Here is a 21,168-nt window from a genome sequence, read left to right on the forward strand (position 1 = left end):
GCGGTGGGGCGCGGTCAGGACGCGGCGCCGCCTGCGTCGAGTTCGCTCAGCACGGTCTTGGCGGACACGACGCGGGCCGCGCGCTGTGCCGCGTAGTCGAGGGCGAGCCGGTGGTGCCGGGCGGAGAAGTCGGCCACGGCGTCGGCCACCAGGAAGGGCTGGATGTCGTTGGTGAACGCCTCGACCGCCGTCATCAGGACGCCCACGTGCGCGTACACGCCGCAGACGATCAGCTGGTCGCGCCGGTGGAAACGCATCCGCTCCAGCAGGTCGGACTTGAAGAAGGCGCTGTAGCGCCACTTTGTGAACGTCCAGTCGCCGGGGCCCGGTTCGAGGGGCTCGACCACCTTGCGGTGCTCGGGCGTGGGGTCCATCCCCGGCCCCCAGAAGTCCTTCAGCAGGCCGCGCTGCTCGGGCGTCATGCCGCCGGGCTGCGCCGTGTACGCCACGGGGACGCCGAGCTCGACGCACCGCTCGCGCAGCAGCGCGGTGTTGCCGACCAGGGCGTCGCCGGGCGCCTCGGAGCGGGGGAACGGCTTGAGGAAGTACTCCTGCATGTCGTGCAGCAGCAGCACGGCCCGGCGGGGGTCCACGGGCCAGCCGACGGTGTTCTCCGGCAGCTCGCCCTCCTGGGGCATCGGGTAGGGCTCGATCGGGGGGATACCGGACATGGGCCGGTCGGTCCTCTCTTCACGGGGGGGGATCCGCTCACGGGGGAGATCCGCTCGCCGGGGACGGGTGCTCCACGGCTGCGGGTGGTGCGTGCGGCAGGCGCGCCGGTGCACGGCGCCGGGTTCAGCCCTGCCAGGCCGAGACGACCTCGACGGCCTGCTGGGGGTTGAGGCGGGGGTCGCAGAAGCTGAGGTACTTGTCGCCCAGGCGGGCGAGGCCGGACTCGTCCGCCACGCACTCGGTGACGGTGTCCGGGGTCGTCTCCAGGTGCAGACCGGCCGCGACGCCGCCGTTCTGGCCCACCGCTGCCTGGAAGTTCTTGACCTCGCGGACGACCGTGTGTACCAGGCGGGTCTTGAGCCCCTCGGGACTGGAGACCGTGTTGCCGTGCATCGGGTCCGACAGCCACAGCACCGGGTGACCGGCCTTGGCGACCGCCTCGACCAGCGCGGGCAGCCGCTCGCCGGCGTTGTCGGCGCCCATGCGGGAGATCAGCGTCAGCCGGCCGGGCCGCCGCTGGGCGTCCAGGCGCTCGCACAGGGCCAGCAACTGATCCGGCGTCATGGTCGGACCCACCTTGACGGCGACCGGGTTGGAGACCGCGGCCAGCAGTCCGATGTGGGCGCCGTCCAGCTGCCGGGTCCGCTCGCCCACCCACGGCCAGTGCGTGGACGTCAGCAGCAGCGAGCCGTCCGGTTCGCGCCGCAGCAGCGGCAGTTCGTAGTCCAGCAACAGCGCCTCGTGGCTGGTCCACACCGGCACTTCGAGGTCGGACCGGCTGGCGGTGCCGCGCCAGCCGAGGTAGTGCATGGTGTCGCTCGCGGCCCGGTAGCCGCTCAGCAGGTGCCGGGGATCCGGCCGCCGCAGCACCGGGTCCGGCTCCGGACGGTTGACCATGTGCCCCCGGTACACCGGCAGTTGGGCGCCGTTGACCGTTTCGGTCGGGGAGGACCGGGGCTTGCCGTACTGCCCGGCTATCCTTCCCGCTCTGATGATGGGCTTGCCCGAGGCCAGCTTCATCGTTCCGGCCAGCACGTCGAGCAGCGCGGTCTTGCGCGTGACGTCCTCGGGGGTGGCCTCGGCGGGGTCCTCGGCGCAGTCGCCGGTCTGGATCACCTGCAGACGGCCCGCGGCGGCCTCCATCAGCAGCGCGCGCAGACGGCGCACGGCCTCGGCGTCCACGAGCGCCGGCATCCGCCCGAGGTCGGTGCGGACCTCCTCCAGGGAGGAGTGCCCCTCCCAGTCGGGCTGCTGCGACGCGGGCATGGACCGGAGATAGGACTGAATGTCGATCATCGTTTTCCTCAGCGAGCACGCCGGAGGGGATCCGGGCGGGGCGGACGTGGTCGACTTGCGGTGGGGCGCGGACGGGGGCGTGCCGACCGGATCGGTCCGGGCGACGCGGTGTCCAGCGGTTCACGGAAGGTTTCGGCGGGCCGTGAACGATTTCGGAGAGCGGCGCACGCCGCCGGATTATTCTCCTCGGCGGCCGGGCGTCCGGGTGCTTCGTTTCCGTGCGTGTGTCGATCCGGTGCACTCAACTCTCGGCCGACGGAATGGCCTGTGCAATGACGGCGCAAAGAATACGTCAAGTGCACTCGAAATCTTCGTCCGGACAGGCGGAACGGGCTGTCGCCATAAGGGAGACGGCCGTGAGGAGAAGCCCCCGGAACTGTTTCCATTCGCCCGTGAATCCGCGAATCCTTCGGGCCCCGACCTTCGGGCCCGGTATGAGCAGACGGGCGGAGAACATGCCGTCGTCGGGGGAGACGGTGATCAGCACCTGATCGAAATCCAGTGGTCGGCCGGTCAACGGATACCAGGCCTTGTAGACGCTCTCCTTCGCGCTGAAGACCAACCGGTCCCAGCTGACGCCGGGCCGGCGCGCCCCCAGCTCCGCGATGTGGGCGCGCTCCTCGGCCGCGGTGACGCGGGCACGGACGCCCCCGGTGGGGATCGGCGCGTCGGGTTCGGCGTCGATGCCGACCGCCACGACGTCGCGCGCGCGGGCCACGACAGCGGCCCGATAGCCCGCGCAGTGGGTCATGGACCCGACGACACCGGCCGGCCACCGGGGGGCGCCCGCGGCGTCGGGGAGGATCGGCGCCGGCGGGACGCCGAGCCGCGCGAGCGCCGCGCGCGCGCAGGCCCGTACGGTGGTGAATTCCTGGCGCCGGGCGATGCCCGCCTCGGCGACCACCTGTCGCTCCGAAGGAAAGAGGGAATCGTCCGGAACGTTTCCCGATCGTTCCGCGAAAAGAATGGGAGAGGGCAGGAGGGTTTCGATCAAAGCAACCTCGGTCCCTTGAAGAGGGGGCGCGCGGCCCGGTGGGAACGCGATCGTTTCCGCCGAATGGACGGGCGCGCCGGACGTCGGACCCGTCCGCTCGGCCGATTTCAGGCGGACATGAGCGACGTCAGGTCCCTGGCGTACTTCTCGATGAGCGCGGGGGAGATGTGCGGGACGTCCTCGTCGGCTCCGATCCTCGCGGCCCGGACGGCCGCGCGGAATCGATCGGAGGGAATGCCGGATCCGCGTACGGCGGTCTCCGGCTCCTTGAGTCCGTGAAGGAGCGGCAGGGACGAATGCCGTCGCTGTTCCTCGGGAAGCGCCCGCATGGCCGTCTCGAACCGGTCGAGCCAGTCCGCGTAGTCGTCGATCCGCTCGATGCGGTGGCCCGCGTCGCCCAGCCAGTCGACGAAGGTGTCGAGCGAGATTCCGTCGTCGTGCGGGTTCACCAGGCTGAACGTCCGGTACCCGTCCGCGAGTTGTCCGCCCAGCGACACGACGGCCGCGGCGGTGAAGTCCACGGGCAGACCGTCGTAGTGGGCCCTCGGCCGCCGCTCTTCGCCCTCGCCGCGGTAGAAGGACGCGGGCGCGAGGCCGGTCGCGAGCACGCTGAAGAGGAGCCGGGAGAACATGTCGGGGACGTTGAGCTGCCCGCCGTAGCTGCTGTGGGCGAGGATCATGTTCGACCGGAACACGGTGACCGGGAGGCCGCACAGGTCGTGCGCCTCGCGCAGCAGCACCTCTCCCGCCCACTTGCTCGTCGCGTAGCCGCCGGCGTACCCGGCGTCGACCGGCTGCACGGGGAGCGCCCGGCGGACGTCGGGATCCTCGCCGAGGGCGGGCGTCCGGGAGGTGGCCACGGCCACGCTGGACAGGTACGTGAACGGCTTCATCCGCCCGGTGAGCGCCAGCCGGATCAGCTCGGCGCTGCCGAGCACGTTGGCCTCGAACAGGTGGTTGTACGGCAGCACGTGGTTGACGAGGGCGCCGGCGTGGACGATCACGTCCACCTCCTCGGACAGCCTCTGCCAGGTGTGGTCGCCCAGCCCCAGCCGGGGTTCGGCCATGTCGCCCGCCACGACCTCCAGGTGGTCGGCGGCCAGGGCCTCGAACCGCTGCGCCAGTCGCCCGTCGCCGCCGGCGAACGACTCCTCCAGACGGCTCCTCGCGGCCGCCACGTCCCGCCCGCGCACGAGGCAGACCAGCCGGCCGTCGGACTGCGCCAGCCGCTCCAGCCACTCCATGGTGAGGAACCGCCCGAGGTATCCGCTCGCCCCCGTCAGCAGGACCGTCCCGGCCGACACGGGAAGGGGCAGCCGCTTGGCCCCGGCGAGCGTCTCCGCGTCGATGAACTTCTCCAGGGTGAGGTCGGCGGCCCGGACCTCGGCGCTCTCGCGTCCGTGCACCGACGCGAAGTCGGGCCGGTCCAGCCCGTCCTTGAGCCTGGTCTCGACGTGCTCGGCCAGCTGCCGGAGGTCGGTGGCCGAACTGATGATCATGTCCACCGGGACCCGGACCCCGAAGACGTCGTCGAGCAGGTCGGAGAACGCGACCGCCGTGAGCGAGTCGCCGCCCAGGTCCCTGAAGTGCGCCGAGGGGCCCACCGCGACCCCCGAACCGGCGAGCAGCGCCTGTGCCGCACGCTGGACCGTCTCCAGCACGGGGCGGTCCGCGGCGCCCTGCCGCACGTCGAGGAGGTCCCTGTCCTCCCGCGCGGCGATGTCCGCGTACAGCTCCTCCAGCCGCTCCCGGTAGCGTTCGAGCAGACGGGGGCGCAGCAGCTTCCGGTGGTCCGACAGCAGCCCGTTGTCCTGGCTGAAGGGCTCGGTCTCGATCAGGAATTCACGCGGTATCTCGTAGGAATTGAGTCCTTCCTCCTTCGCCACCTGGACGAAGGATTCGCCGAGTTCCTGCCGCAGCTCCTCCGTACGGCCCTCGAAGCGGGCGAGCGCCTCTGCGGAAGGGACGACGACGGCTAGCAGATGGGACCGTTCGCTGTTTCCGTACACGAACACCTGACGGACCAGCGGGCTGTAGGCGAAGACGGCCTCAAGACGCGCGGTCGCCACGAATTCACCCTGCGAAAGTTTCAGCACGCTTTTACGGCGGTCTATTATTTTGTGCCGCCCGGGACCGATTTCGGCGACGATGTCCCCCGTCCTGTAGAAGCCGTCCTCGTCGAGGAATTCGGCCGTCAGCTCGGGATGGTTGTAATAGCCCGGCACGAGGGCGTCGGTCTTGAGCAGCAGTTCTCCGCGGGGGTACGGGGAATCGGTGCGGTAGTAGCCGAGTTCGGGGACGTCGATGATTTTGTGGTCGATGACCGGAGGGCTCAGCATCTCCCCGTCGACCGAGACGGCCGCGGCCTCGGTCGAGCCGTAGATGATGTGCAGGTCGAGGCCGAGGAGGGACTCCATGAAGGCCGTCAGCTCGGCCGACAGGGGAGCGGACGCGCAGCCGGCCCAGGCGACGTGGCCGCCGAGCAGGTCCACCCGTATCTCCTCCTTGACCAGGGCCTCCAGGGCGGCGCGGTCCGTGGTGTCCGCCGTGGTCCGCCGGTCGAGTTCGCTCTGGTACTTCTGGAAGATCAACTCGCATATGCGCGGGATCAGCGAGAGCTCCGTCGGGCGCGCCAGCGCGATGTCCTCGAAGAAGGTCGACAGGTCGCTCCTGGCCGTGAAGTACGTGATGCCGCCCCGCGCCAGCGTGTTCTTCAGCGAGGAGTGGCCGGCGACATGGCTCATCGGCATGTAGCTGAAGGTGACCGTCTCGTCCTCGGAGAAGAGCTTCGACCACGCGCCGCCCCACATCGCGCTGGTCAGGCGGTCGGTGTACATCGCGCCCTTGGGCGTTCCCGTGCTCCCCGAGGTGTAGATGAGCATCGCCAGCGGGTCGTCCCCTTCGGCCGGGACGAACAGCGGTGCCTCGGGGAGGCCGGCCCCCCGGCGGAGGACCTCGGGAAGGGTGTCGACGCGCACCGGACGCCCGGCGCCCGCGAGGCGGTCGCGCGCCCCGTCCAGCGCGTCGGCGTGGTCGCTGACCTGCGGGTGGAAGTCGAAGACCAGGACCCGCTCGACCGACGGACTGCCGAGGGCGAGCTCCACCGCCCTGTCCAGGCGCTCCACGCTCGCGGCGATCACGCGGGACGCCGTCTCGTCGACGACGGCCCTCTGCTGGGACGCGGGCGAACTCGTCTGGAGCGGAACGCTCACCACCCCGAGGTAGGTGCAGGCGAGATCGACGACGGTGTAGTCGCCGCTCGCGAAACCGAGCACGGAGACCCGGTCGCCCGGCTCCAGCCGGTGCTCCGCGCCCCCGTGCCATTCGCTCGCCACCGCGCGGACCCGCGCCCATAATTCGCGGAATCCGGTCTTCTCGTACCGCGGTAGCAGCCGGTAGGACACACGGCCCGTCTCCGGGTCCCGCACGAATTCCTTGGCGCGTTCTCCGATGGCCGGCCGATCGGCATGGCGCACCATTACGCTTTCCATCACTTGCGCAAGTCGCATTCTGGTCTCCGCGTCGTGTACGGACCTGATCTCGGCTGACAGTGGTGCTGGCAGTGAAAGGGAGGGCGGCCGGTGTTCCCCCGGCGGCGCCGCACCTTTTCGGACAGGAAAGGGATCGTCGCATTCGGACACGATGCACTGGCCCGTGGGCAGGGAAAGCCCAGGGCGTGCCACTCTTGCTTGCGCTACAACGCTACCTACTCAGGCCCCTCGTGGATAAATATGAAGAACGTATATGTCAGGTTGCCCGGCGAAAGTGACTGCCCGGTTTTCACATACCTGTAAGGAGAATCGAGAGCGGGCGCGCGGGAATACGCCGACACCGTACGCGCGGGGCCCGTACGGTGTCGGCGAGAGGAAAAGCGAGGGCGTCGCTCAGTCGTCGCGCGGGGAATCGGTGGCGCGGTGGCTCTGATGGGTCAGGACCTGCAGGGCGTCGGCGGAAGCCGGGTCGTTCGGGGTGTAGACCTCGAGCCGGTGGTCGGGGCTGTCGGGCTGAAGCCAGACCTGGTAGTCGACGCTCACCGCGCCCACGGTGGTGTGGCGCATGCGCATCGTGCCCGTCGTACAGTCCGCGACGTCCCGATTCGCCCACAGGGCCGAGAAGTCGTCGCTGCGCATGGTGAGTTCACCGATCAGCCCCGCCAGCCGCGCGTCGGTGGGGTAGCGGCCGGCGGTCAGCCGGAGGTACGCCACGTGGGCACGCGCGAGCGCGTGCCAGTTGGTGTACAGGTCCCGCGTCACCGGATCCAGGAAGAACATCCGGGGGATCGACAGGCGGCGCTCCGGATCGTCCGGGGTCTCGAAGGCGACGTGCTCGGCGAGCAGGGCGTGCCCGCTGCGGTTCCACGCGAGCACGTCCCCGCGGCGACCCAGGACGATCGCCGGCGTCGCCTCGCCGAGGGACTCCAGGAGCGCGAGGACGCGCTTGTGGGGCTCCTCCACCGGGGGTTCGGCGAGCCGGGGCGTCGGCGAGTGCCTGGCGAGGTTGTGCAGGTGCATGGTCTCGGTCGGGTCGAGCCGCAACGCCCGTGCGAGCGCGTCGAGCACCTGCTCCGACGCCGTCTCCGCCTGCCCCTGCTCCAACCGGGTGTAGTAGCCGGCGCTCACTCCGGCGAGCTGGGCGAGCTCTTCCCGCCGCAGCCCGGGGACGCGGCGCCCGTTCCCGTGGGTGCGCAGCCCGATCTCGTCCGGGGTGACCCGGTCACGGCGGCTCTTCAAGAACGTTCCGAGGCTCTCCACGACCGCAAGCGTAAGCCGATCGTCCCCGCCGGTGGGTATACCTGTCAGGTATACCCCCAGCAGAGGGCTGGCTGTCCGACGGGCCGTGGCCGACGGTCGAGACATGTCGGAACAGCACACACACAACTCCCCGGGCCTGCGCGCGTGGCTGGGACTCCTCGTCGTCCTCGGCCCGGTCCTGCTGGTCTCCATGGACGGGTCGATCCTGTACCTGGCGATGCCCCGGGTCAGCCAGGACCTCACCCCCACGGCCGACCAGGCCCTGTGGACCCTGGACATCTACGGCTTCGCGGTCGGCTCGCTGCTGATCGCGTTCGGCAACATCGGAGACCGGTACGGCCGCCTGAAGCTGCTGATGATCGGCGCGACCGTCTTCGGCCTCGCGTCCGCCGCGTCCGCCTTCGCGCCCGGTCCGGAGCTCCTCATCGCGTCCCGCGCGCTGATGGGCGTGGCCGGCGCGACCCTCCTGCCGTCGGCGCTGGCCGTGCTGAGCGAGCTGTTCACCGACCCGCGGCGCCGGGCGCAGGCCATCGGCATCTTCGCCGCCGCCTTCGCGGCGGGGTTCGCCATCGGCCCGGTGGCCGGCGGCTTCCTGCTCGAACGCTTCTGGTGGGGTTCGGTCTTCCTGATCAACCTGCCCGTCATCGCCCTGTTCCTCGTCTTCGCGCCCATCCTGCTGCGCGAGGTCAGCACGACCCGCACCGGCCGCGTGGACGTCTTCAGCGTCGTGGCCTCCGCCGCCGGCCTCCTGGGCTTCGTGTACGGCCTCAAGCACGCCGCCGCCGAAGGGTTCTCGCTGCTCTCCGTCCTCGTCGGACTGGGCGGCCTGGCGCTCCTCGTCCTGTTCGTGCGCCGGCAACGGCACCTCGAACACCCGCTGATGGACTTCTCGCTCTTCCGCGACCGGGTCTTCACCGTCGCCATCATCACGGGCCTGCTGCCACTGGCGGCCTGGTCGGCGGCCGCCTACCTGTCCGGCGTCTACCTCCAGTCCGTCCTGGACCTGCCCGTCCTGCGGGCGGCGCTCCTGGCCCTGCCCGGCGCGGTGGTCCTCATCGTGACCTGCGTCGTCACGCCCATGGTCGTCGACCGCATCGGCAAGCGGACGGTCCTCATCGTCTGCCACTTCTCCATCGCGGCGGGACTGCTGTTCCTGCTCCCCACCACGATCACCGGCGGGGTCGGCTGGTACATCGCCTCCACGTCCATCGCGGGCCTCGGCTACGGCATCTCCTTCAGCGTCGTCGCCGACACCGCGGTCGGCGCCGTCCCGGCCGAGCGGGCCGGTTCTGCCGGTGCGATCGCCGAGACCAGCAACGAGATCGGCAACGCCCTCGGCATCGCGCTCATCGGCTCTCTCGCCGCCCTGCTCTTCCGGCTCCAGGGACCCGACCTCGCCCCCACGCTCGACGAGACCCTGCACCTGCCCGGCCTCGCGCCCGCGGTGGTCGCGGACGCGAAGTCGGCCTTCGTCACCGGCCTGCACGCGGCCGTGGCGGTGGCCAGCCTCCTGCACGCCGCGCTCGGGATCCTGGCCCTCCGCTGGCTGCCCCGGAGCACGGAGCAGGAGCAGGCCGAGGACGCCTCCGCCGAGGAGAAGCGGGAGCACGCGGAGAGCACGCCTCGATGACGGCGGTACGGGCACCGAAGGTTCCGGCTTCCTCCCTCTGACCGGCGGAACCGACAGGACCGGCAGCCGCCCTCCACCAACGGCCGTGCCCCGGCCCGCAGCCTCCCCCTGCGGACCGGGGCACGGCCGTGCCCGCACGGCGACGCCACGGACCGCCCGACGGCCCCCGCCCCCTCGCCGAGGGCGACGCACAGGCGCTGCGCGGGCGGCGCTCCCGGCGGAGGCGGCCGGGGCCGGACCACGAGCGAACCGGCGGGCAGGGCGGGCCCCGGCCCGCCGACGGACCGTCACCACGTGACCGTCCTGCGGGAGGCCGGGCTCCTCACCGGCCGGCGGATCGGCCGCGCCGTCCCGCACGGCGTGACCCGCCTCGGCGCAGACCTCCTGGAACACGGCACGACCAGCGGTATTCGGCCGTGCTCGAAACCCGTGGCGCCGACCGGGAACCGACCGGGACCATGGGTATGCGGGAGCAGCGGATCCGCTGACCCGGCCCGCTCCCACCCGGAGCACCCCTCACAGGGAGATCACGCATCATGCCCACCAAGCGTTCTCTGCCCGGAGTCCTCGGCGCCGTCACCCTGGCACTGGCCTCCGCCTTCACCACCGGCCCCGTCCAGGCGTCCCCGGCCGCCGTCGCCCCGACGTCCTCCCCGGCCCCCGCGCGCACGGAACTGCTGCCGCCCGGCGCCGGCGTCGGCTGTGCCCCGGGGAACTTCTGCGCCTCCGTCTGGGACCCGACCGTCAACCGGTTCCGCGTCTTCTACTTCTACAACTGCACCCGGTACCACCTGTCCAACTGGGGCGACTGGGGCGAGGCCAAGAACAGCCAGAGCGGCGGCGCCGTCGCGACCCTTTACGGCTCGGGCGGCAACGTGATCCGGACCTTCCCCGCCGACAACAGCGTGTACGCCGTGAACTGGGCGCCCGTCTACTCCATCCGCAACTGCTGATCGGGGACACCGTCCCCACGGATCGGCACCGCGAAGGAGACGGCGTCCCGTCGGCCACGAGCACCGGGGCCGCGTCCGGCGGCACCCGGCCATCACCACCTTCGCGTCCGGGTCGACAGCGAGCGCGTCACGGGTCGCGACCGGCGGGTTCATCAGGCCGGTGCCGATCGCGGGGTTCCCGGCGAGGCCGGCACGGACACCCGGAACGGGATCCGCGGCGAGCCGCCCGTACACCTCCGGAGGGAGGCCGGGACGAGCGGCGAGCGCCCGGCGCGGCAGCGCCGAAGGGGGGACGGCGAAACGGGCGACGGAGGCGGCGGGGCGGCCGGGTTCTCCGGGACCGCCCGCTGGACGTCGAGCACGGTGGACTCGTGGGAGCCGTCGCACGGGGCCCCGGGCAGGAGATCGCGGTCGGAGCCCCGTCCGGGAGCCGGTCTCGCCGCACGCCTCGCCGCCGGACCGCTGGAGAACGATGTGCCCCACCGCCCGCCCGGTCGCGAGGGCGGCGAAACCGAGGCCGCGGCAGAGGCACTTCGTCGCCCTCGTGGAGCCGGGCGTCAGGCGAGGTCACGGTGGCGGCCCACTCCGGTGGAGAAGAGGTAGAGCGAGGGCAGGACGGCTGCGGCGCAGACGGTCCACAGGGCGGTGTGGACGCCGGCCCAGGTGGCGAGGAGGCCGGCGGTGAGCGCGCCGAGCGGCAACGCGCCCCAGGAGACGAAGCGGACCGTGGCCATCACGCGGGACAGCAGCTCCGGGGGCGACTGGGTCTGCCGGTAGGTGCGGGTGGTGATCGAGCCGATGACGGAGCCGAAGGCGAAGCCGGCGTTGCCCAGGGCGAACCAGTACGCGTCCCCCGCCGACGTGGTCAGCGGGGCGAGCAGGAGCAGTGCGCCGCCGGCCAGGTCGGCGACGACGACGCCCCGCGCGGTGCCGAGGCGGGTGGTCACCCGGACCGCGACGGCGGCGCCGGCGAGCGCGCCGACCCCGTCCATGGCGAGGACGAGACCGAGCTGTACGGCGTCGAGACCGGCCTCGCGGACCAGGTAGAGGGGGGTCAGGGCGAGGAGCGCCGCGTTGAGGAAGTTGGCGGCGGTCGCCCAGATCATGCAGGGCCGCATGACCGGGTGCCCGGTGACGTACCGCCAGCCCTCGCGCATCAGCCGGAGCGCGCTCTCGCCGGTGCGGGGAGCGGGGCGGCTCTCGGGGAGGGTGCGCAGGAGCACGGCGGAGGTCAGATAGCTGGCGGCGTCCACGACGAGCGCGCCGACCGGGCCGGTCGCACCGACCAGGAGGCCGCCGAGGGAGGGGCCGCCGGTGTCGGTGACGGCGTGGGTGCCGGACATGACGCTGTTGCGGGCGGCCAGTTGCCGGGCCGGGACGACGGCGGGCAGGAAGGTCGAGTTGCCGATGTCGAACAGGACCGTCGCCGCGCCGGTGACGAGCGCCGCGACCAGCAGGTGCGGATACGTGAGGCTGCCGAGCCACCAGGCGAGCGGCAGCGACCCGAGCGCCGCGAACCGTACGAGGTCGAGCGCGACCTGGAGCCGGCGCAGCGGTACGCGCTGCGCGACGACGCCCGCCGGGAGGCTGAGCAGCAACCAGGAGACCTGTCCGGCCGCGGCGAGCAGGGCGACCTCGAAGGCGGTGGAGCCGAGGACGGTGAGGGCGACGAGCGGCAGGGCGAGGGCGGTGACGGCGGTGCCCGCGCCGCTGACGGTGGCGGCGGCCCAGAAGCGCCAGAAGACACCCGTCGACGAGGCCTCCCGCTCGTCGTCGTACCGGTCCTGTTTCGGAATCGCTCGTGTTCCGCCCATGCGGTGCCCACCCCCGGGTCTCGTCAGTCTCTTTTGGGAACTCACTGCCCCGGGTAAGTTTCTATAGGGAACCCACCTCATGGCGCAAGATGGTTCCGACGAGCGGCCGCCGTGCGCGGAAGAGGGGAGACGGTGTGATGAGGTCGGTTCCCGAGCGGGACGCCGCCTGCGCGATCGCGCAGGCGGCGGCGGTGGTCGGCGACTGGTGGAGCCTGCTCCTGATCCGGGAGACCGCGCGGGGGCACCACCGGTTCGACGCGCTCCAGGAGGAGCTGGGCATCTCCCGGAAGGTGCTCACCGAGCGCCTGGCGCATCTGGTGGACACGGGGGTCCTGGAGAAGGTCCTGTACCGGGACAGGCCGGTGCGGTACGAGTACCGGCTGACGGAGAGCGGCCGGGGGCTGCTGCCCGTGCTGCTGTCGATGCAGGACTGGGCGGACCGCTGGGTCTTCGGCGACGGCTCCCTCAGCGGCACCGCCGACGAGGCGGGCGCGGAGGCGCGGCGCGTCGCGGGTCTGGTGGGCGAGCGGCTGCCGCGCCTGGAGCTCCCGGGGCACCGGGACGGCGCGCCGGTGGACCCGGTGGCCGACGGCGCGGCCACCGTCCTGTTCTGCTATCCGGCGACCGGGGCCCCCGGCCCCCTGCCGGACGGCTGGTCGGGCATCCCCGGCACCGTCGGCTGCACGCTGGAGAACCGGCTCTTCCGGGACGCGTACGAGGACTTCCGCGCGGCGGGCGCGGAGGTGTACGGCGTCAGCACCCAACGCCCGGACGAGCAGCGCGTGTTCGCGGTCGGGGAGGGCCTTCCCTTCATCCTCCTCTCGGACGTCGACCTGTACCTCGCCGCCGCCCTGCGGCTGCCCACCTTCCGCGCCGGGCAGCTGCTGCGGCTCAAGCGGGCCGTGCTGGTGGTGGACCGCGACCGCGTGGTGCGACGCGCGCGCTTTCCGGTGACGGACATCCCGGCGGCGGTGGACGAGGCGCTGACGGAGGTGCGGCGGCTGGCGGCGGAGGCCTGAGGGCGGAGGCCTCGTCGGGCGGTGGGGGACCCGGCCGCCGAGGAGGGGCGGGACCCGGTCCGGCTCACTCGTAACGCAGGCGCAGCGACTCCCGCTCGATCTCCTCGATCCGCTCGACGGTCAGGTCCGGCAGGTTCAGCTGGGCCAGTGTCACCTCGGCGCTGGTCGGCTGGGCGCCGGCGGGCACCCACTGCTCCGGCCGCCAGGCGCTGGAGCGCATCAGTGCCTTCGGGCAGTGCGGATAGACCTGCTCGACGTCCACCACGATCGCCGTGACCGGCGGTTTGCCGACGGGAGTGAGCCGGTCGAGCAGCTCCGGGCGGGCCGACACGCAGGCGCGGCCGTTGACGCGCAGCGTGGTCGGGCGGCCGGGGATGAGGAAGAGCAGTCCGACGCGTCCGGTCCGCAGCACGTTGTGCAGGGTGTCGAGCCGCTTGTTGCCGGTCGCGTCGGGGATCACCAGGGTCCGCTCGTCCAGCACCGAGACGAACCCGGGCGGACCGCCGCGCGGTGTCACGTCCGCCCGGCCCTCCGCGTCCGCACTGCCGATGAACACCAGCGAGGAACAGCCGATCAGCGCCCGGGTCTCCTCGGTCAGGTGGTCGATCTCCTTGCGGAGCGCGTGCGGGTTCGGCTGCGGGTAGAGCTCGCGCAGCTGGTCCGGGCCGGTGAGGGCGTCCGCCCGGAGGGATTCGAAGAGCGCGCCAGGGGCCCCGGTGTCGATCGTCATGCGGACGACCCTAGAAGACGGCCGGGCCGGTGCGCGGACCGGGCCGTGCTCCCGCCCGCGCCGATGCGGAGCGGAAGCGCCAGGAAGACGACGTGCGGGCGGAACCGTCTTCGAGGCCGTCTCGGTGCCCGAGGAGTGCGCGGACGCAAGCGAAGACCGTGGCCCGGAGCCGTGTCGAGGAGGGAACCTCCTCCACCTGGTCGGTGACGAGTGGATCCGTGCCGACCGGCACGCGCCCGGTGTCTCCCGTCATCGGACGTCGTGGTCGGGATGGGCCCGGTCGTACGCGTGCCGCGCTTCGGCGAGGGCGGTGCGGTGGGCGAGCGACCAGTCGGCGAGCGCCTTGACCAGGTGGGTGAGGTCGGCGCCGGTCTCGGTCAGGCGGTAGTCGACCCGGGCCGGGACGGTCGGGTACACGGTGCGCAGCACGAGGCCGTCGCGTTCGAGCCTGCGGACGGTGAGGGTGAGCATCCGCTGGGAGATGCCGTCGACGGCGCGCTGCAGTTCGCGGAATCGGCGCGGCCCGCCGGCGAGTTCGACGATCACGAGCACCGACCACTTGTCGCCGATGCGGTCCAGGACGTCGCGGATGCCGCAGTCGGGATGGTCTTCGCGGCCGCAGGGGTCGAGGGCGGCGGGGGCGGTTACTCCGGTGTGCGTGAGTGACATCAGACTGCCTTCTTGTGGCCGACGGGTGCGCGATCGAGGATCAAGCGTAGTTACCGATGAGAACCACGACGGAAGAGCGTGACTGACATGATCCTGGTGACGGGAGCGAACGGGAACCTCGGCGCGGCCACCCTGGCCGCGCTGCGCACCCTCGGTGCCACTGCGACCGGCGGCAGCCGCACACCGGGAGAGGGGATGCGGCACCTCGACCTCGACGCCCGCACGAGCCTCGACTTCTCCGGGGTGTCGACCCTGGTGCTGGTTTCCGCCGGTTACGCCGAGGACGACCAGGTCGTCGAACGGCACGCGGCGGCCCTGGACGCCGCCGTGCGCGACGGCGTCGACCACGTCGTCTACACGAGCCTGACCACGGCCGGCGACCATCTCGCTTTCGCGCCGGCGCACCGTGCCACCGAGCGCCTGGTGCGGGCGAGCGGACTGCCGTGGACGATCCTGCGCAACGGCCTGTACGCCGAACTCTTCGGCGGTCTGCTGACATGGGCCGGTGACGGCGTGGAGTCCCCGTTCGGGAACGGGGCCCTGGCCGCGGTCGCGAGGGAGGACCTCGCCGATGCCGCGGCGATCGTCGCGGCGCGTCCGGACCGGCACCGTGGACGGGTCCACGACCTCGTCGGTACGCCGATCACGGCGGGGCAGGTGGCCGACCGCCTCGGGGTCCCGCACCGCACGCTCGGGCTGGGGGAGTACCGGCGCAGGCTCCTCGACGGGACGGCGGGGCTCCTGCCGTTCCAGCCGCCCATGCTGGCTTCGATCGCCACGGGCATCCGGCACGGCTTCCTGGACGGCACCACGGCCGACCTCGCGGATCTTCTCGGCCGCCCGGCCCGCGACCCCCTGGCCGTGGCCGTTGCGACCGCGGCCGCCGCCCGACCGGAGCGAGCCCCCGGCGAGCTCGTGGGCGGCGCGCGGTGAAATGGCCGGCGCCGGCGGCGGGCGTCCGCAGTCCGATGCCGGAGCCGTTCGTGTGACCACCCTTCGTGAAGACATGGCCTTTGCCCACCGGATGAATCATTCCCTTTTCGCCCGTGGTGCCTCTCTGCCGGTCGATTGCGGTGACCGTTCGACCGGAGGGCCTCCTGTCCGGGATGCCGGAGTTGCTCAAGCCCTTCTGTGTCAGAAACGGTTGGCTGGGTAATCGTGCTGTGCTGACAGGAGAGAGGGTGAATTCGGTGGAAACCCATGTCAATGGCGAGAGCGGTGTCCGGCCCGGGTCGGGCGAGCTGCTCATGTGCGCCGGTTACGGGCTCGACAGGGACAGCAGCTGCATCGCGGACGCCCGTCACCGCGCGGCCGTCTTTCTCGAAGAGGCGCGCGCCGAGCACCGCATGCCGATCTCCGATCGCGCGAAGGACCTGACCGGCCTCGTGGTCAGCGAGCTGGTCACCAACGCCTACAAGTACGCTCCCGGAATGGTGCTGGTGGAGCTGCGCGTCACCAACGGCAGCGTCGACATCATCGTGTGGGACAGCGATCCGGCCCTTCCCACGGTGCAGACGGCCGACCCGGACCGGGTCGGGCACCACGGCGTGGAGATCATCAAGGCCATCGCCGAGGACCTTTTCGTCGAGCGAGGAGAAGGGGGCAAGTGCGTCACCGCCCGCATCGCCCTGTCCGACAGCCTTAGTCCGGTATAGGGAAAAGCCGTTCCCCGCGCCGTGAGGCCGTTTCCGGGAATTCCGCAGGGAATTCCTCAAGGCCCCCGATTCGCCGGATGCTTCGTCGCTCCGGGAGCGGGCGCGACGCTTCCCCGGTGGGGAAGCCGATCCACGAACCGTGCCTGGTCGTCGAGGAAACGGTCGGTGTACAACCGCCGGGGAGCGAACAGCGCGGTCAGCGTCAGGCGCCAGTCGGAGCGTTCCAGGTCCTCGTCCACCAGGGAGTGCGTGGCGCCGGGGTAGTGCGCGACCGTCAGGGACGCCGGCGGCAGGACGTCGCGGTAGACGGTTTCGGTGTCGGCGACGTCCACGTTGACGTCGCGCCCGGCCAGCACCAGGAGCAGCGGCGTACCGCGCATGGCGCGCAGGTCGGCGGTCGCGTCCGAGCGGTGGTTCCGGGTGATGAAGGCCCACCGCGCACCGGTCATGTCGTCCGTGTCGCCGGTGGCGGCGCGGTACTCCGCGAAGGACGCCCTTCTGTCTAGCAGTTTCAGGACGGTCTCCCGCCGGCGCAGCGCCGTCTCCCTCTCCCCGGGGGTCGCACCGTCGCGCTCCAGCTCGGCGAGGAGGTTGTGGCGACCCTGCCGCAGCCAGTTGACGGCCGGGGAGACGGCGATGACGAATTGCAGCCCCCGGTCCCGCGCGGCGACCTTGGGCAGGACCCAGCCCGCCTGGCTCGCCCCCCACAGGCCGATGCGGCGGCCGTCGATGTCCGGACGCCCGCGAGCCCACGCCACGGCGGCCAGGGTCTCCCGTGCCCGGTCGTCCATGCTCTGGTCCAGCCAGTCGCCCCCCGATCCCCCGACCCCGGGCTTGTCGAGCGACAGCGAGGCGTACCCGGCCCGGGCGAAGGCCTCCCACAGCGGCCGGTAGAACGTCTCGTGCGTCGCGTCGACCGGACCGTCGCCGTGGACGAAGACCACCAGCCCGAACGGCCCCCGTCCGTGCCGTGGCCGGGCCAGTACGCCTTCCAGCGGTTGCCCCCGGTGGTGCAGGACCACCTTCTCCTCGCGCAGCGCGTAGGTGTTCTGCCACACCACCGCCCCGCCGAGCCCGACGCCCGTCAGCACCGCCGCGACCAGCGTCCACAGGACCGTTCTCCACCTGCGCGGCATCGGCCGCCCTCGTGTCCGGAGCACGTGAACCCCCTGATATCTATCATCTCGCCAACGATCGTTCTGAGGATGAACGTACTATAGTTGATAGATCGAGGTGGACCGGCGGGAGACGGAGGAGTCGAGTGGACAGGGCAGCGGGCAAGGCCCCCGGAGGTGGACGGCCGACGGTGCGCAGGGGGATACCCGAGGGCGGTGAGGAGCGGGTGGCGGCGTTGTACTGGGAGGCCTTCGGCCGCAAGCTGGCGCCGGCGCTGAACCCGCCGGAGAGGGGACGCGCGTTCATCGCCGCCCACCTCCACCGGGACCGGGGCGTCGTCGCCCTCGTCGACGGCCGGGTGGTCGGAGTGGCCGGCTACCGCCTCGGCGGCCGCGCGCTGACCGGCGGTGGCGCGAGGGACGTCCTCTCGGCCTACGGTCCGTTCCGCGGGCTGCCCCGTCTGGCGGTCCTCGCCCTGTTCGAGCGCACCCCCGCCGCGGGCGAGCTCGTCATGGACGGCATCGCCGTCGACGCCGCGCACCGCGGCGAAGGCATCGGCACCCTCCTGCTCCAGGAGATCGCCTCCCTCGCCGCCGAGAACGGCTGCCGCCGGATCCGCCTGGACGTCATCGACACCAACCCCCGCGCCAGGGCGCTGTACGAACGGCACGGCTTCACCGCCCAGCACACCGAGCACACCCCGTACCTGCGCCGCCTGCTGGGCTTCGGCGCCGTCACCACCATGCGCCGACCGGTCACCGGGGCGGACGCGACCAGCGAGGGGAAGACACGATGAACACCACCACGCCCGCGCGTGCCGAACGGCCGGAGATCCCCACGCGGCTGGTCGTGCAGAGCCTGGTCCGCGAAGACGGAACGGTCGACGCCGACGAACTGCACTCCGTCGCAGGACTGCTCGGCATGAGCGACCAGCAGGTCAGACTGTGCGTCACGCGCCTGGTCGCCGAAGGGCGCTTCACCCGACAGGGCCGGGGCCGCAAAGCCACCCTGCGCGCCGTGGCCGACGCCACCGGATCGCTCGCGCCCGACGCCTCCCACGTCCGCCACGCCTACCGGCAGGACGCCGGACTCGCCCCCTGGGACGGCACCTGGCACCTGTACGCCTTCGCCGTTCCGGAAGCCCGGCGCGCCGCCCGCGACTCCCTGCGCGAGCACCTCCTCCACCTCGGTGCCGCGCCCGTCCAGAACGGCCTGTACGTCACCGCCAACCCCGTCGGCGAACTCGTCGACGCCCAGGCGCGGCACCTCGGCATCGACGACACCCTCACCCGGCTGACCACCACCGACCTGCGCGTCGGCGACCTCACCGGTCCGCGGGAACTGGCCGCCGCGCTGTGGCCGCTCGCCGAGATCGCCCGGCGGCACGAACGCCTCGCCGCCTTCGCCGGAACCTGTCTGCCCCTGCTCGGGGGAGAGCCGGGGCCCACCGATGTCGAACGGCTCACCACGGCCGTGGAACTCGCCGCCCGCTTCACCGAGGCGATGACCCCCGACCCCCTCCTGCCGCCCGAACTCCTGCCGCAGCCCTGGCCCGGCAGTCACGCCCGCCGGCTGGCGGCCGAATGCTGGAAGCGCCTGGACGACGCCTCGCGCACGGGCTCCGGACCCGGCATCCGCCTGTTCGCGCTCTACGCCGACGCGCTCGGCCCGGAGGTCGCCGGGTGACCGGCGGGGGCGGGTCCGCCCCCGCCGCAGGCCGCCGATCCCGCTCGTGTGGCCGATTCGGCACGCCGCACATGGCGCGCGCGTGCGAGGCGGTGGGCCGTTCGCAGCAGCTCGCGCGTCGACGCTCCGGCGCGTTCCCCCGGGTTCACCACCGCCAGCCAGCCGACACCGCCGTAGACGGGGTGCGCGATCACGACGTCGGCGGTACTGGGGTCGACCTCGCCGGAGGCCGGCTCGCGCGGTGCGTGACCGGTCCACCGGACGAACGCCTCCTTCCCCGCGGCGATGTTCACGCGGAAGGCGTCCGGCCGGTCCAGACGGGACGCCTCGTCGCCGGGGTAGTTCTTGGTCACGACGGTCGCGAAGGGCTGGCCCCCCTCCGGGGCGACGCCGTCGGGCGCGTAGAAGAAGAACGCGTCGCCCCGGCCGATCGCCGGTGTGCCGTCGCCGGGGGCGGGCCTGAGGGCCAGGATCCCGTGGAGGCCCGCCACGAAGTCGATGATCTCTTCACTCGTCATGTGCTCCAGCGTTCCATTAAGGTACTTGTGGAGACTTCGAGGCGCAGGTACGGGGATTTCAGGATGGCAAGTCTCAAATCGGGAGGCATGCGCACCGCCGACGTCGCGCGTCGCGCCGGGTGCTCGGTCCAGCACGTGCGCAACCTCGAACGCGACGGCGTACTTCCGCCCGTCGCGCGTACGGCCACGGGCTACCGGACCTACGACGAGGTGCACCTGCGGTCCGCGCTGGCCTACCGGGCCCTTGCCGCGGGTGTGGGGCCCGTCGAGGCCAAGGACATCGTCCGGGCCTTCCACCTGAGCCCCGTTTCCCAGGCCCTGGCCCTCCTCGACGCCGCGCACGCCCGCCTCGACGCGGAGCGCGAGGGTCTGAGGCGGGCCGAGGAGGCCGCTCGCGCGATCTCCGGCGAGCCGATCGGCGACGTGCGCGCCTCGGACTCGATGGGCATCTCCGAACTCGCCACCGCCCTCGGCGTGCGCCCGTCGACGCTGCGGCACTGGGACGCGGAGGCCCTCGTCACCCCCGACCGCGATCCCGGGCGGGGAACGCGGCGCTACACACCGGCGCAGGTACGGGACGCACGGATCGTCCACCAGTTGCGCAGGGCCGGATACCGCGTCACGACCCTCCGGACCCTCATGCCGCAGCTGCGGCGCACCCGCCGGTCGGAGGACGTCGACGCGGCGCTGGCCGCCAGGGACGCCGGCATCGCCGCGCGCTCCAGAGCCCTTCTCGACGCCGCCTCGGCACTCGGCGCCGTACTCTCGCTGCGCGAGCGGGCGGACTGATCCGGGACGGCCGCGAGGCCCTGTGCGGACCGGTGGCGCGCCTCGAAGCGCGGCGTACGTCCCGGCCCGTCCGCGAACGGGCCGGGCGAGGCCTCACTCCTCGTGGTCCGGCGGGTTCCCGGGATGCTCCGGCGGCGCTTCCGGAAGAGGAGCCGGAGGCGGGAACAGGAATCCTTCGAAAGCGTCCAGCACGAACATCATGCCTATGAGCAGCAGGGGGACGAGCAGAGCCAGGGCCACCATGACGCCTCCTGACAGGGGTGCCACGGGAGGTGGCGTGGAGCAGAAGGTTTCGATTCACCATGAGCCAGAAGGACGAAGATCGCATGTCCGGGCGAGGGCGCCAGGCGGGTCGTACAGGTCGTTCCCCTGCGGCCCGCTGCTTCCCCCCTCGCGCTTTCACCGCCCCCGGTGGGGGGGTGGTGGACCCCGCCGGGCGGGGAGCGTCGTCCGGCTTCCTCCCGTCCGGGAAACGCCGACGGCTCCCGCCCTGTGAACACAGGAGGGAGCCGTTCGGGAATGACTTCGACGTGCCGCGGTTCTCGCGGGTTACGCGTGGCGGTGCGAGTGGCGGTTGCCGGTGACGAGACGGTAGAGGGCCAGCAGGATGACGGACCCGACGATCGCGGCGACCCAGGTGGAGATCTCGAAGAAGCCGTCGACGGAGTCCACGCCGAAGACGACCTTGCCGAGGAAGCCGCCGAGCAGACCGCCGGCGATGCCGATGAGCATGGTGATGATGATGCCGCCGGGGTCCTTGCCCGGCATCAGGGCCTTGGCGATGGCGCCGGCGATCAGACCGATGAGGATCCACGCGATGATGCCCATCATGCTCTCCAGTTCGTCATGTAAGGAACTTGTCAGGTAGTCGTCTGG

20 protein-coding genes are annotated in these 21,168 nt (G+C 72.0%); 8 read left to right on the forward strand and 12 right to left on the reverse strand.

Annotated features, from left to right (window positions below):
• Positions 1–14 precede the first annotated feature (14 nt).
• The 5 genes from ACIQKA_RS26235 to ACIQKA_RS26255 form a co-directional block, all read right to left on the reverse strand.
• Entirely contained in the window at positions 15–671 is a 657-nt protein-coding gene (locus tag ACIQKA_RS26235) for an isochorismatase family protein (RefSeq protein WP_383429641.1), read from the reverse strand.
• Between the two features lie 124 nt (positions 672–795).
• Positions 796–1,968 carry a 3-deoxy-7-phosphoheptulonate synthase gene (locus ACIQKA_RS26240; protein ID WP_383152918.1) on the reverse strand — a complete coding sequence of 391 codons (1,173 nt, stop codon included), beginning with the start codon at positions 1,966–1,968 and terminating at the stop codon, positions 796–798.
• Between the two features lie 292 nt (positions 1,969–2,260).
• The gene (locus tag ACIQKA_RS26245; RefSeq protein ID WP_402542554.1) at positions 2,261–2,962 is read right to left on the reverse strand and encodes a 4'-phosphopantetheinyl transferase; all 702 of its coding nucleotides are present in this window, start codon (positions 2,960–2,962) and stop codon (positions 2,261–2,263) included.
• A 107-nt stretch (positions 2,963–3,069) separates the two neighbouring features.
• The gene (gene car / locus ACIQKA_RS26250; RefSeq protein ID WP_402542556.1) at positions 3,070–6,471 is read right to left on the reverse strand and encodes a carboxylic acid reductase; all 3,402 of its coding nucleotides are present in this window, start codon (positions 6,469–6,471) and stop codon (positions 3,070–3,072) included.
• 375 nt (positions 6,472–6,846) lie between these two features.
• Entirely contained in the window at positions 6,847–7,713 is an 867-nt protein-coding gene (locus ACIQKA_RS26255; protein ID WP_383429634.1) for a helix-turn-helix domain-containing protein, read from the reverse strand.
• Between the two features lie 103 nt (positions 7,714–7,816).
• Here ACIQKA_RS26255 and ACIQKA_RS26260 point away from each other — a divergent pair, with 103 nt between their 5' ends.
• Together ACIQKA_RS26260 and ACIQKA_RS26265 are read left to right on the forward strand one after the other, a co-directional pair.
• Positions 7,817–9,343, forward strand: a complete 1,527-nt coding sequence (locus ACIQKA_RS26260) for an MFS transporter (protein ID WP_402542559.1) — start codon at positions 7,817–7,819, stop codon at positions 9,341–9,343.
• Positions 9,344–9,879: 536 nt separating this feature from the next.
• Positions 9,880–10,296, forward strand: a complete 417-nt coding sequence (locus tag ACIQKA_RS26265) for a hypothetical protein (protein WP_383429629.1) — start codon at positions 9,880–9,882, stop codon at positions 10,294–10,296.
• Between the two features lie 557 nt (positions 10,297–10,853).
• On the opposite strand, the gene ACIQKA_RS26270 is transcribed toward ACIQKA_RS26265, so the two are convergent.
• A complete protein-coding gene (locus ACIQKA_RS26270) occupies positions 10,854–12,110 on the reverse strand; it encodes an MFS transporter (protein WP_383152930.1) in 1,257 nt (418 codons plus the stop codon).
• 137 nt (positions 12,111–12,247) lie between these two features.
• On the opposite strand from ACIQKA_RS26270, the gene ACIQKA_RS26275 reads away from it, so the two are divergent.
• Positions 12,248–13,129 carry a winged helix-turn-helix transcriptional regulator gene (locus tag ACIQKA_RS26275; RefSeq protein ID WP_402542561.1) on the forward strand — a complete coding sequence of 294 codons (882 nt, stop codon included), beginning with the start codon at positions 12,248–12,250 and terminating at the stop codon, positions 13,127–13,129.
• A 64-nt stretch (positions 13,130–13,193) separates the two neighbouring features.
• On the opposite strand, the gene ACIQKA_RS26280 is transcribed toward ACIQKA_RS26275, so the two are convergent.
• Positions 13,194–13,859, reverse strand: coding sequence for an MSMEG_1061 family FMN-dependent PPOX-type flavoprotein (locus tag ACIQKA_RS26280; RefSeq protein ID WP_383150359.1), 666 nt, complete (start codon positions 13,857–13,859; stop codon positions 13,194–13,196).
• Between the two features lie 249 nt (positions 13,860–14,108).
• Complete coding sequence (locus ACIQKA_RS26285; RefSeq protein ID WP_383429623.1) at positions 14,109–14,528, reverse strand: winged helix-turn-helix transcriptional regulator; 420 nt, start codon at positions 14,526–14,528, stop codon at positions 14,109–14,111.
• A gap of 87 nt (positions 14,529–14,615) precedes the next feature.
• Here ACIQKA_RS26285 and ACIQKA_RS26290 point away from each other — a divergent pair, with 87 nt between their 5' ends.
• Both ACIQKA_RS26290 and ACIQKA_RS26295 read left to right on the forward strand, forming a co-directional pair.
• Complete coding sequence (locus ACIQKA_RS26290) at positions 14,616–15,461, forward strand: NAD(P)H-binding protein (RefSeq protein WP_383150591.1); 846 nt, start codon at positions 14,616–14,618, stop codon at positions 15,459–15,461.
• A 248-nt stretch (positions 15,462–15,709) separates the two neighbouring features.
• Positions 15,710–16,183, forward strand: a complete 474-nt coding sequence (locus ACIQKA_RS26295; RefSeq protein WP_383150362.1) for an ATP-binding protein — start codon at positions 15,710–15,712, stop codon at positions 16,181–16,183.
• Positions 16,184–16,239: 56 nt separating this feature from the next.
• Here ACIQKA_RS26295 and ACIQKA_RS26300 read toward each other — a convergent pair whose 3' ends face one another.
• Positions 16,240–17,319 (reverse strand): alpha/beta hydrolase family protein, encoded by a 1,080-nt coding sequence (locus tag ACIQKA_RS26300; RefSeq protein WP_383150364.1) that lies wholly within the window; start codon positions 17,317–17,319, stop codon positions 16,240–16,242.
• A 170-nt stretch (positions 17,320–17,489) separates the two neighbouring features.
• Here ACIQKA_RS26300 and ACIQKA_RS26305 point away from each other — a divergent pair, with 170 nt between their 5' ends.
• Together ACIQKA_RS26305 and ACIQKA_RS26310 are read left to right on the forward strand one after the other, a co-directional pair.
• Positions 17,490–18,095: a GNAT family N-acetyltransferase gene (locus tag ACIQKA_RS26305; protein ID WP_402542565.1), complete on the forward strand. Its 606-nt coding sequence runs from the start codon at positions 17,490–17,492 to the stop codon at positions 18,093–18,095.
• A complete protein-coding gene (locus tag ACIQKA_RS26310; RefSeq protein ID WP_391096392.1) occupies positions 18,092–18,985 on the forward strand; it encodes a PaaX family transcriptional regulator C-terminal domain-containing protein in 894 nt (297 codons plus the stop codon). The genes ACIQKA_RS26305 and ACIQKA_RS26310 overlap by 4 nt, the downstream gene beginning before the upstream one ends.
• On the opposite strand, the gene ACIQKA_RS26315 is transcribed toward ACIQKA_RS26310, so the two are convergent.
• Entirely contained in the window at positions 18,949–19,503 is a 555-nt protein-coding gene (locus tag ACIQKA_RS26315; RefSeq protein WP_402542567.1) for a DUF6194 family protein, read from the reverse strand. The genes ACIQKA_RS26310 and ACIQKA_RS26315 overlap by 37 nt on opposite strands.
• A gap of 87 nt (positions 19,504–19,590) precedes the next feature.
• Between ACIQKA_RS26315 and ACIQKA_RS26320 the strand changes: the two genes are divergently transcribed.
• Positions 19,591–20,292, forward strand: a complete 702-nt coding sequence (locus ACIQKA_RS26320) for a MerR family transcriptional regulator (RefSeq protein WP_391096394.1) — start codon at positions 19,591–19,593, stop codon at positions 20,290–20,292.
• Between the two features lie 93 nt (positions 20,293–20,385).
• Here ACIQKA_RS26320 and ACIQKA_RS26325 read toward each other — a convergent pair whose 3' ends face one another.
• A complete protein-coding gene (locus tag ACIQKA_RS26325; protein WP_383442056.1) occupies positions 20,386–20,535 on the reverse strand; it encodes a hypothetical protein in 150 nt (49 codons plus the stop codon).
• Positions 20,536–20,841: 306 nt separating this feature from the next.
• Positions 20,842–21,120, reverse strand: a complete 279-nt coding sequence (locus tag ACIQKA_RS26330; protein ID WP_383150374.1) for a GlsB/YeaQ/YmgE family stress response membrane protein — start codon at positions 21,118–21,120, stop codon at positions 20,842–20,844.
• Positions 21,121–21,168: the final 48 nt, after the last annotated feature.

Origin of the sequence: Streptomyces sp. NPDC092045 (assembly GCF_044756005.1) — a bacterium.
GTDB lineage: Bacteria > Actinomycetota > Actinomycetes > Streptomycetales > Streptomycetaceae > Streptomyces.

Bases quoted from the DNA above. Each gene is read 5' to 3' on its own strand.
- ACIQKA_RS26315 (WP_402542567.1), bottom strand. From the start codon at position 19,503: ATGACGAGTGAAGAGATCATCGACTTCGTGGCGGGCCTCCACGGGATC.
- ACIQKA_RS26290 (WP_383150591.1), top strand. From the start codon at position 14,616: ATGATCCTGGTGACGGGAGCGAACGGGAACCTCGGCGCGGCCACCCTG.
- ACIQKA_RS26265 (WP_383429629.1), top strand. From the start codon at position 9,880: ATGCCCACCAAGCGTTCTCTGCCCGGAGTCCTCGGCGCCGTCACCCTG.
- ACIQKA_RS26260 (WP_402542559.1), top strand. From the start codon at position 7,817: ATGTCGGAACAGCACACACACAACTCCCCGGGCCTGCGCGCGTGGCTG.
- ACIQKA_RS26280 (WP_383150359.1), bottom strand. From the start codon at position 13,859: ATGACGATCGACACCGGGGCCCCTGGCGCGCTCTTCGAATCCCTCCGG.
- car (WP_402542556.1), bottom strand. From the start codon at position 6,471: ATGCGACTTGCGCAAGTGATGGAAAGCGTAATGGTGCGCCATGCCGAT.
- ACIQKA_RS26325 (WP_383442056.1), bottom strand. From the start codon at position 20,535: ATGGTGGCCCTGGCTCTGCTCGTCCCCCTGCTGCTCATAGGCATGATG.
- ACIQKA_RS26270 (WP_383152930.1), bottom strand. From the start codon at position 12,110: ATGGGCGGAACACGAGCGATTCCGAAACAGGACCGGTACGACGACGAG.
- ACIQKA_RS26320 (WP_391096394.1), top strand. From the start codon at position 19,591: ATGCGCACCGCCGACGTCGCGCGTCGCGCCGGGTGCTCGGTCCAGCAC.
- ACIQKA_RS26330 (WP_383150374.1), bottom strand. From the start codon at position 21,120: ATGGGCATCATCGCGTGGATCCTCATCGGTCTGATCGCCGGCGCCATC.
- ACIQKA_RS26300 (WP_383150364.1), bottom strand. From the start codon at position 17,319: ATGCCGCGCAGGTGGAGAACGGTCCTGTGGACGCTGGTCGCGGCGGTG.
- ACIQKA_RS26275 (WP_402542561.1), top strand. From the start codon at position 12,248: ATGAGGTCGGTTCCCGAGCGGGACGCCGCCTGCGCGATCGCGCAGGCG.
- ACIQKA_RS26235 (WP_383429641.1), bottom strand. From the start codon at position 671: ATGTCCGGTATCCCCCCGATCGAGCCCTACCCGATGCCCCAGGAGGGC.
- ACIQKA_RS26310 (WP_391096392.1), top strand. From the start codon at position 18,092: ATGAACACCACCACGCCCGCGCGTGCCGAACGGCCGGAGATCCCCACG.
- ACIQKA_RS26285 (WP_383429623.1), bottom strand. From the start codon at position 14,528: ATGTCACTCACGCACACCGGAGTAACCGCCCCCGCCGCCCTCGACCCC.
- ACIQKA_RS26240 (WP_383152918.1), bottom strand. From the start codon at position 1,968: ATGATCGACATTCAGTCCTATCTCCGGTCCATGCCCGCGTCGCAGCAG.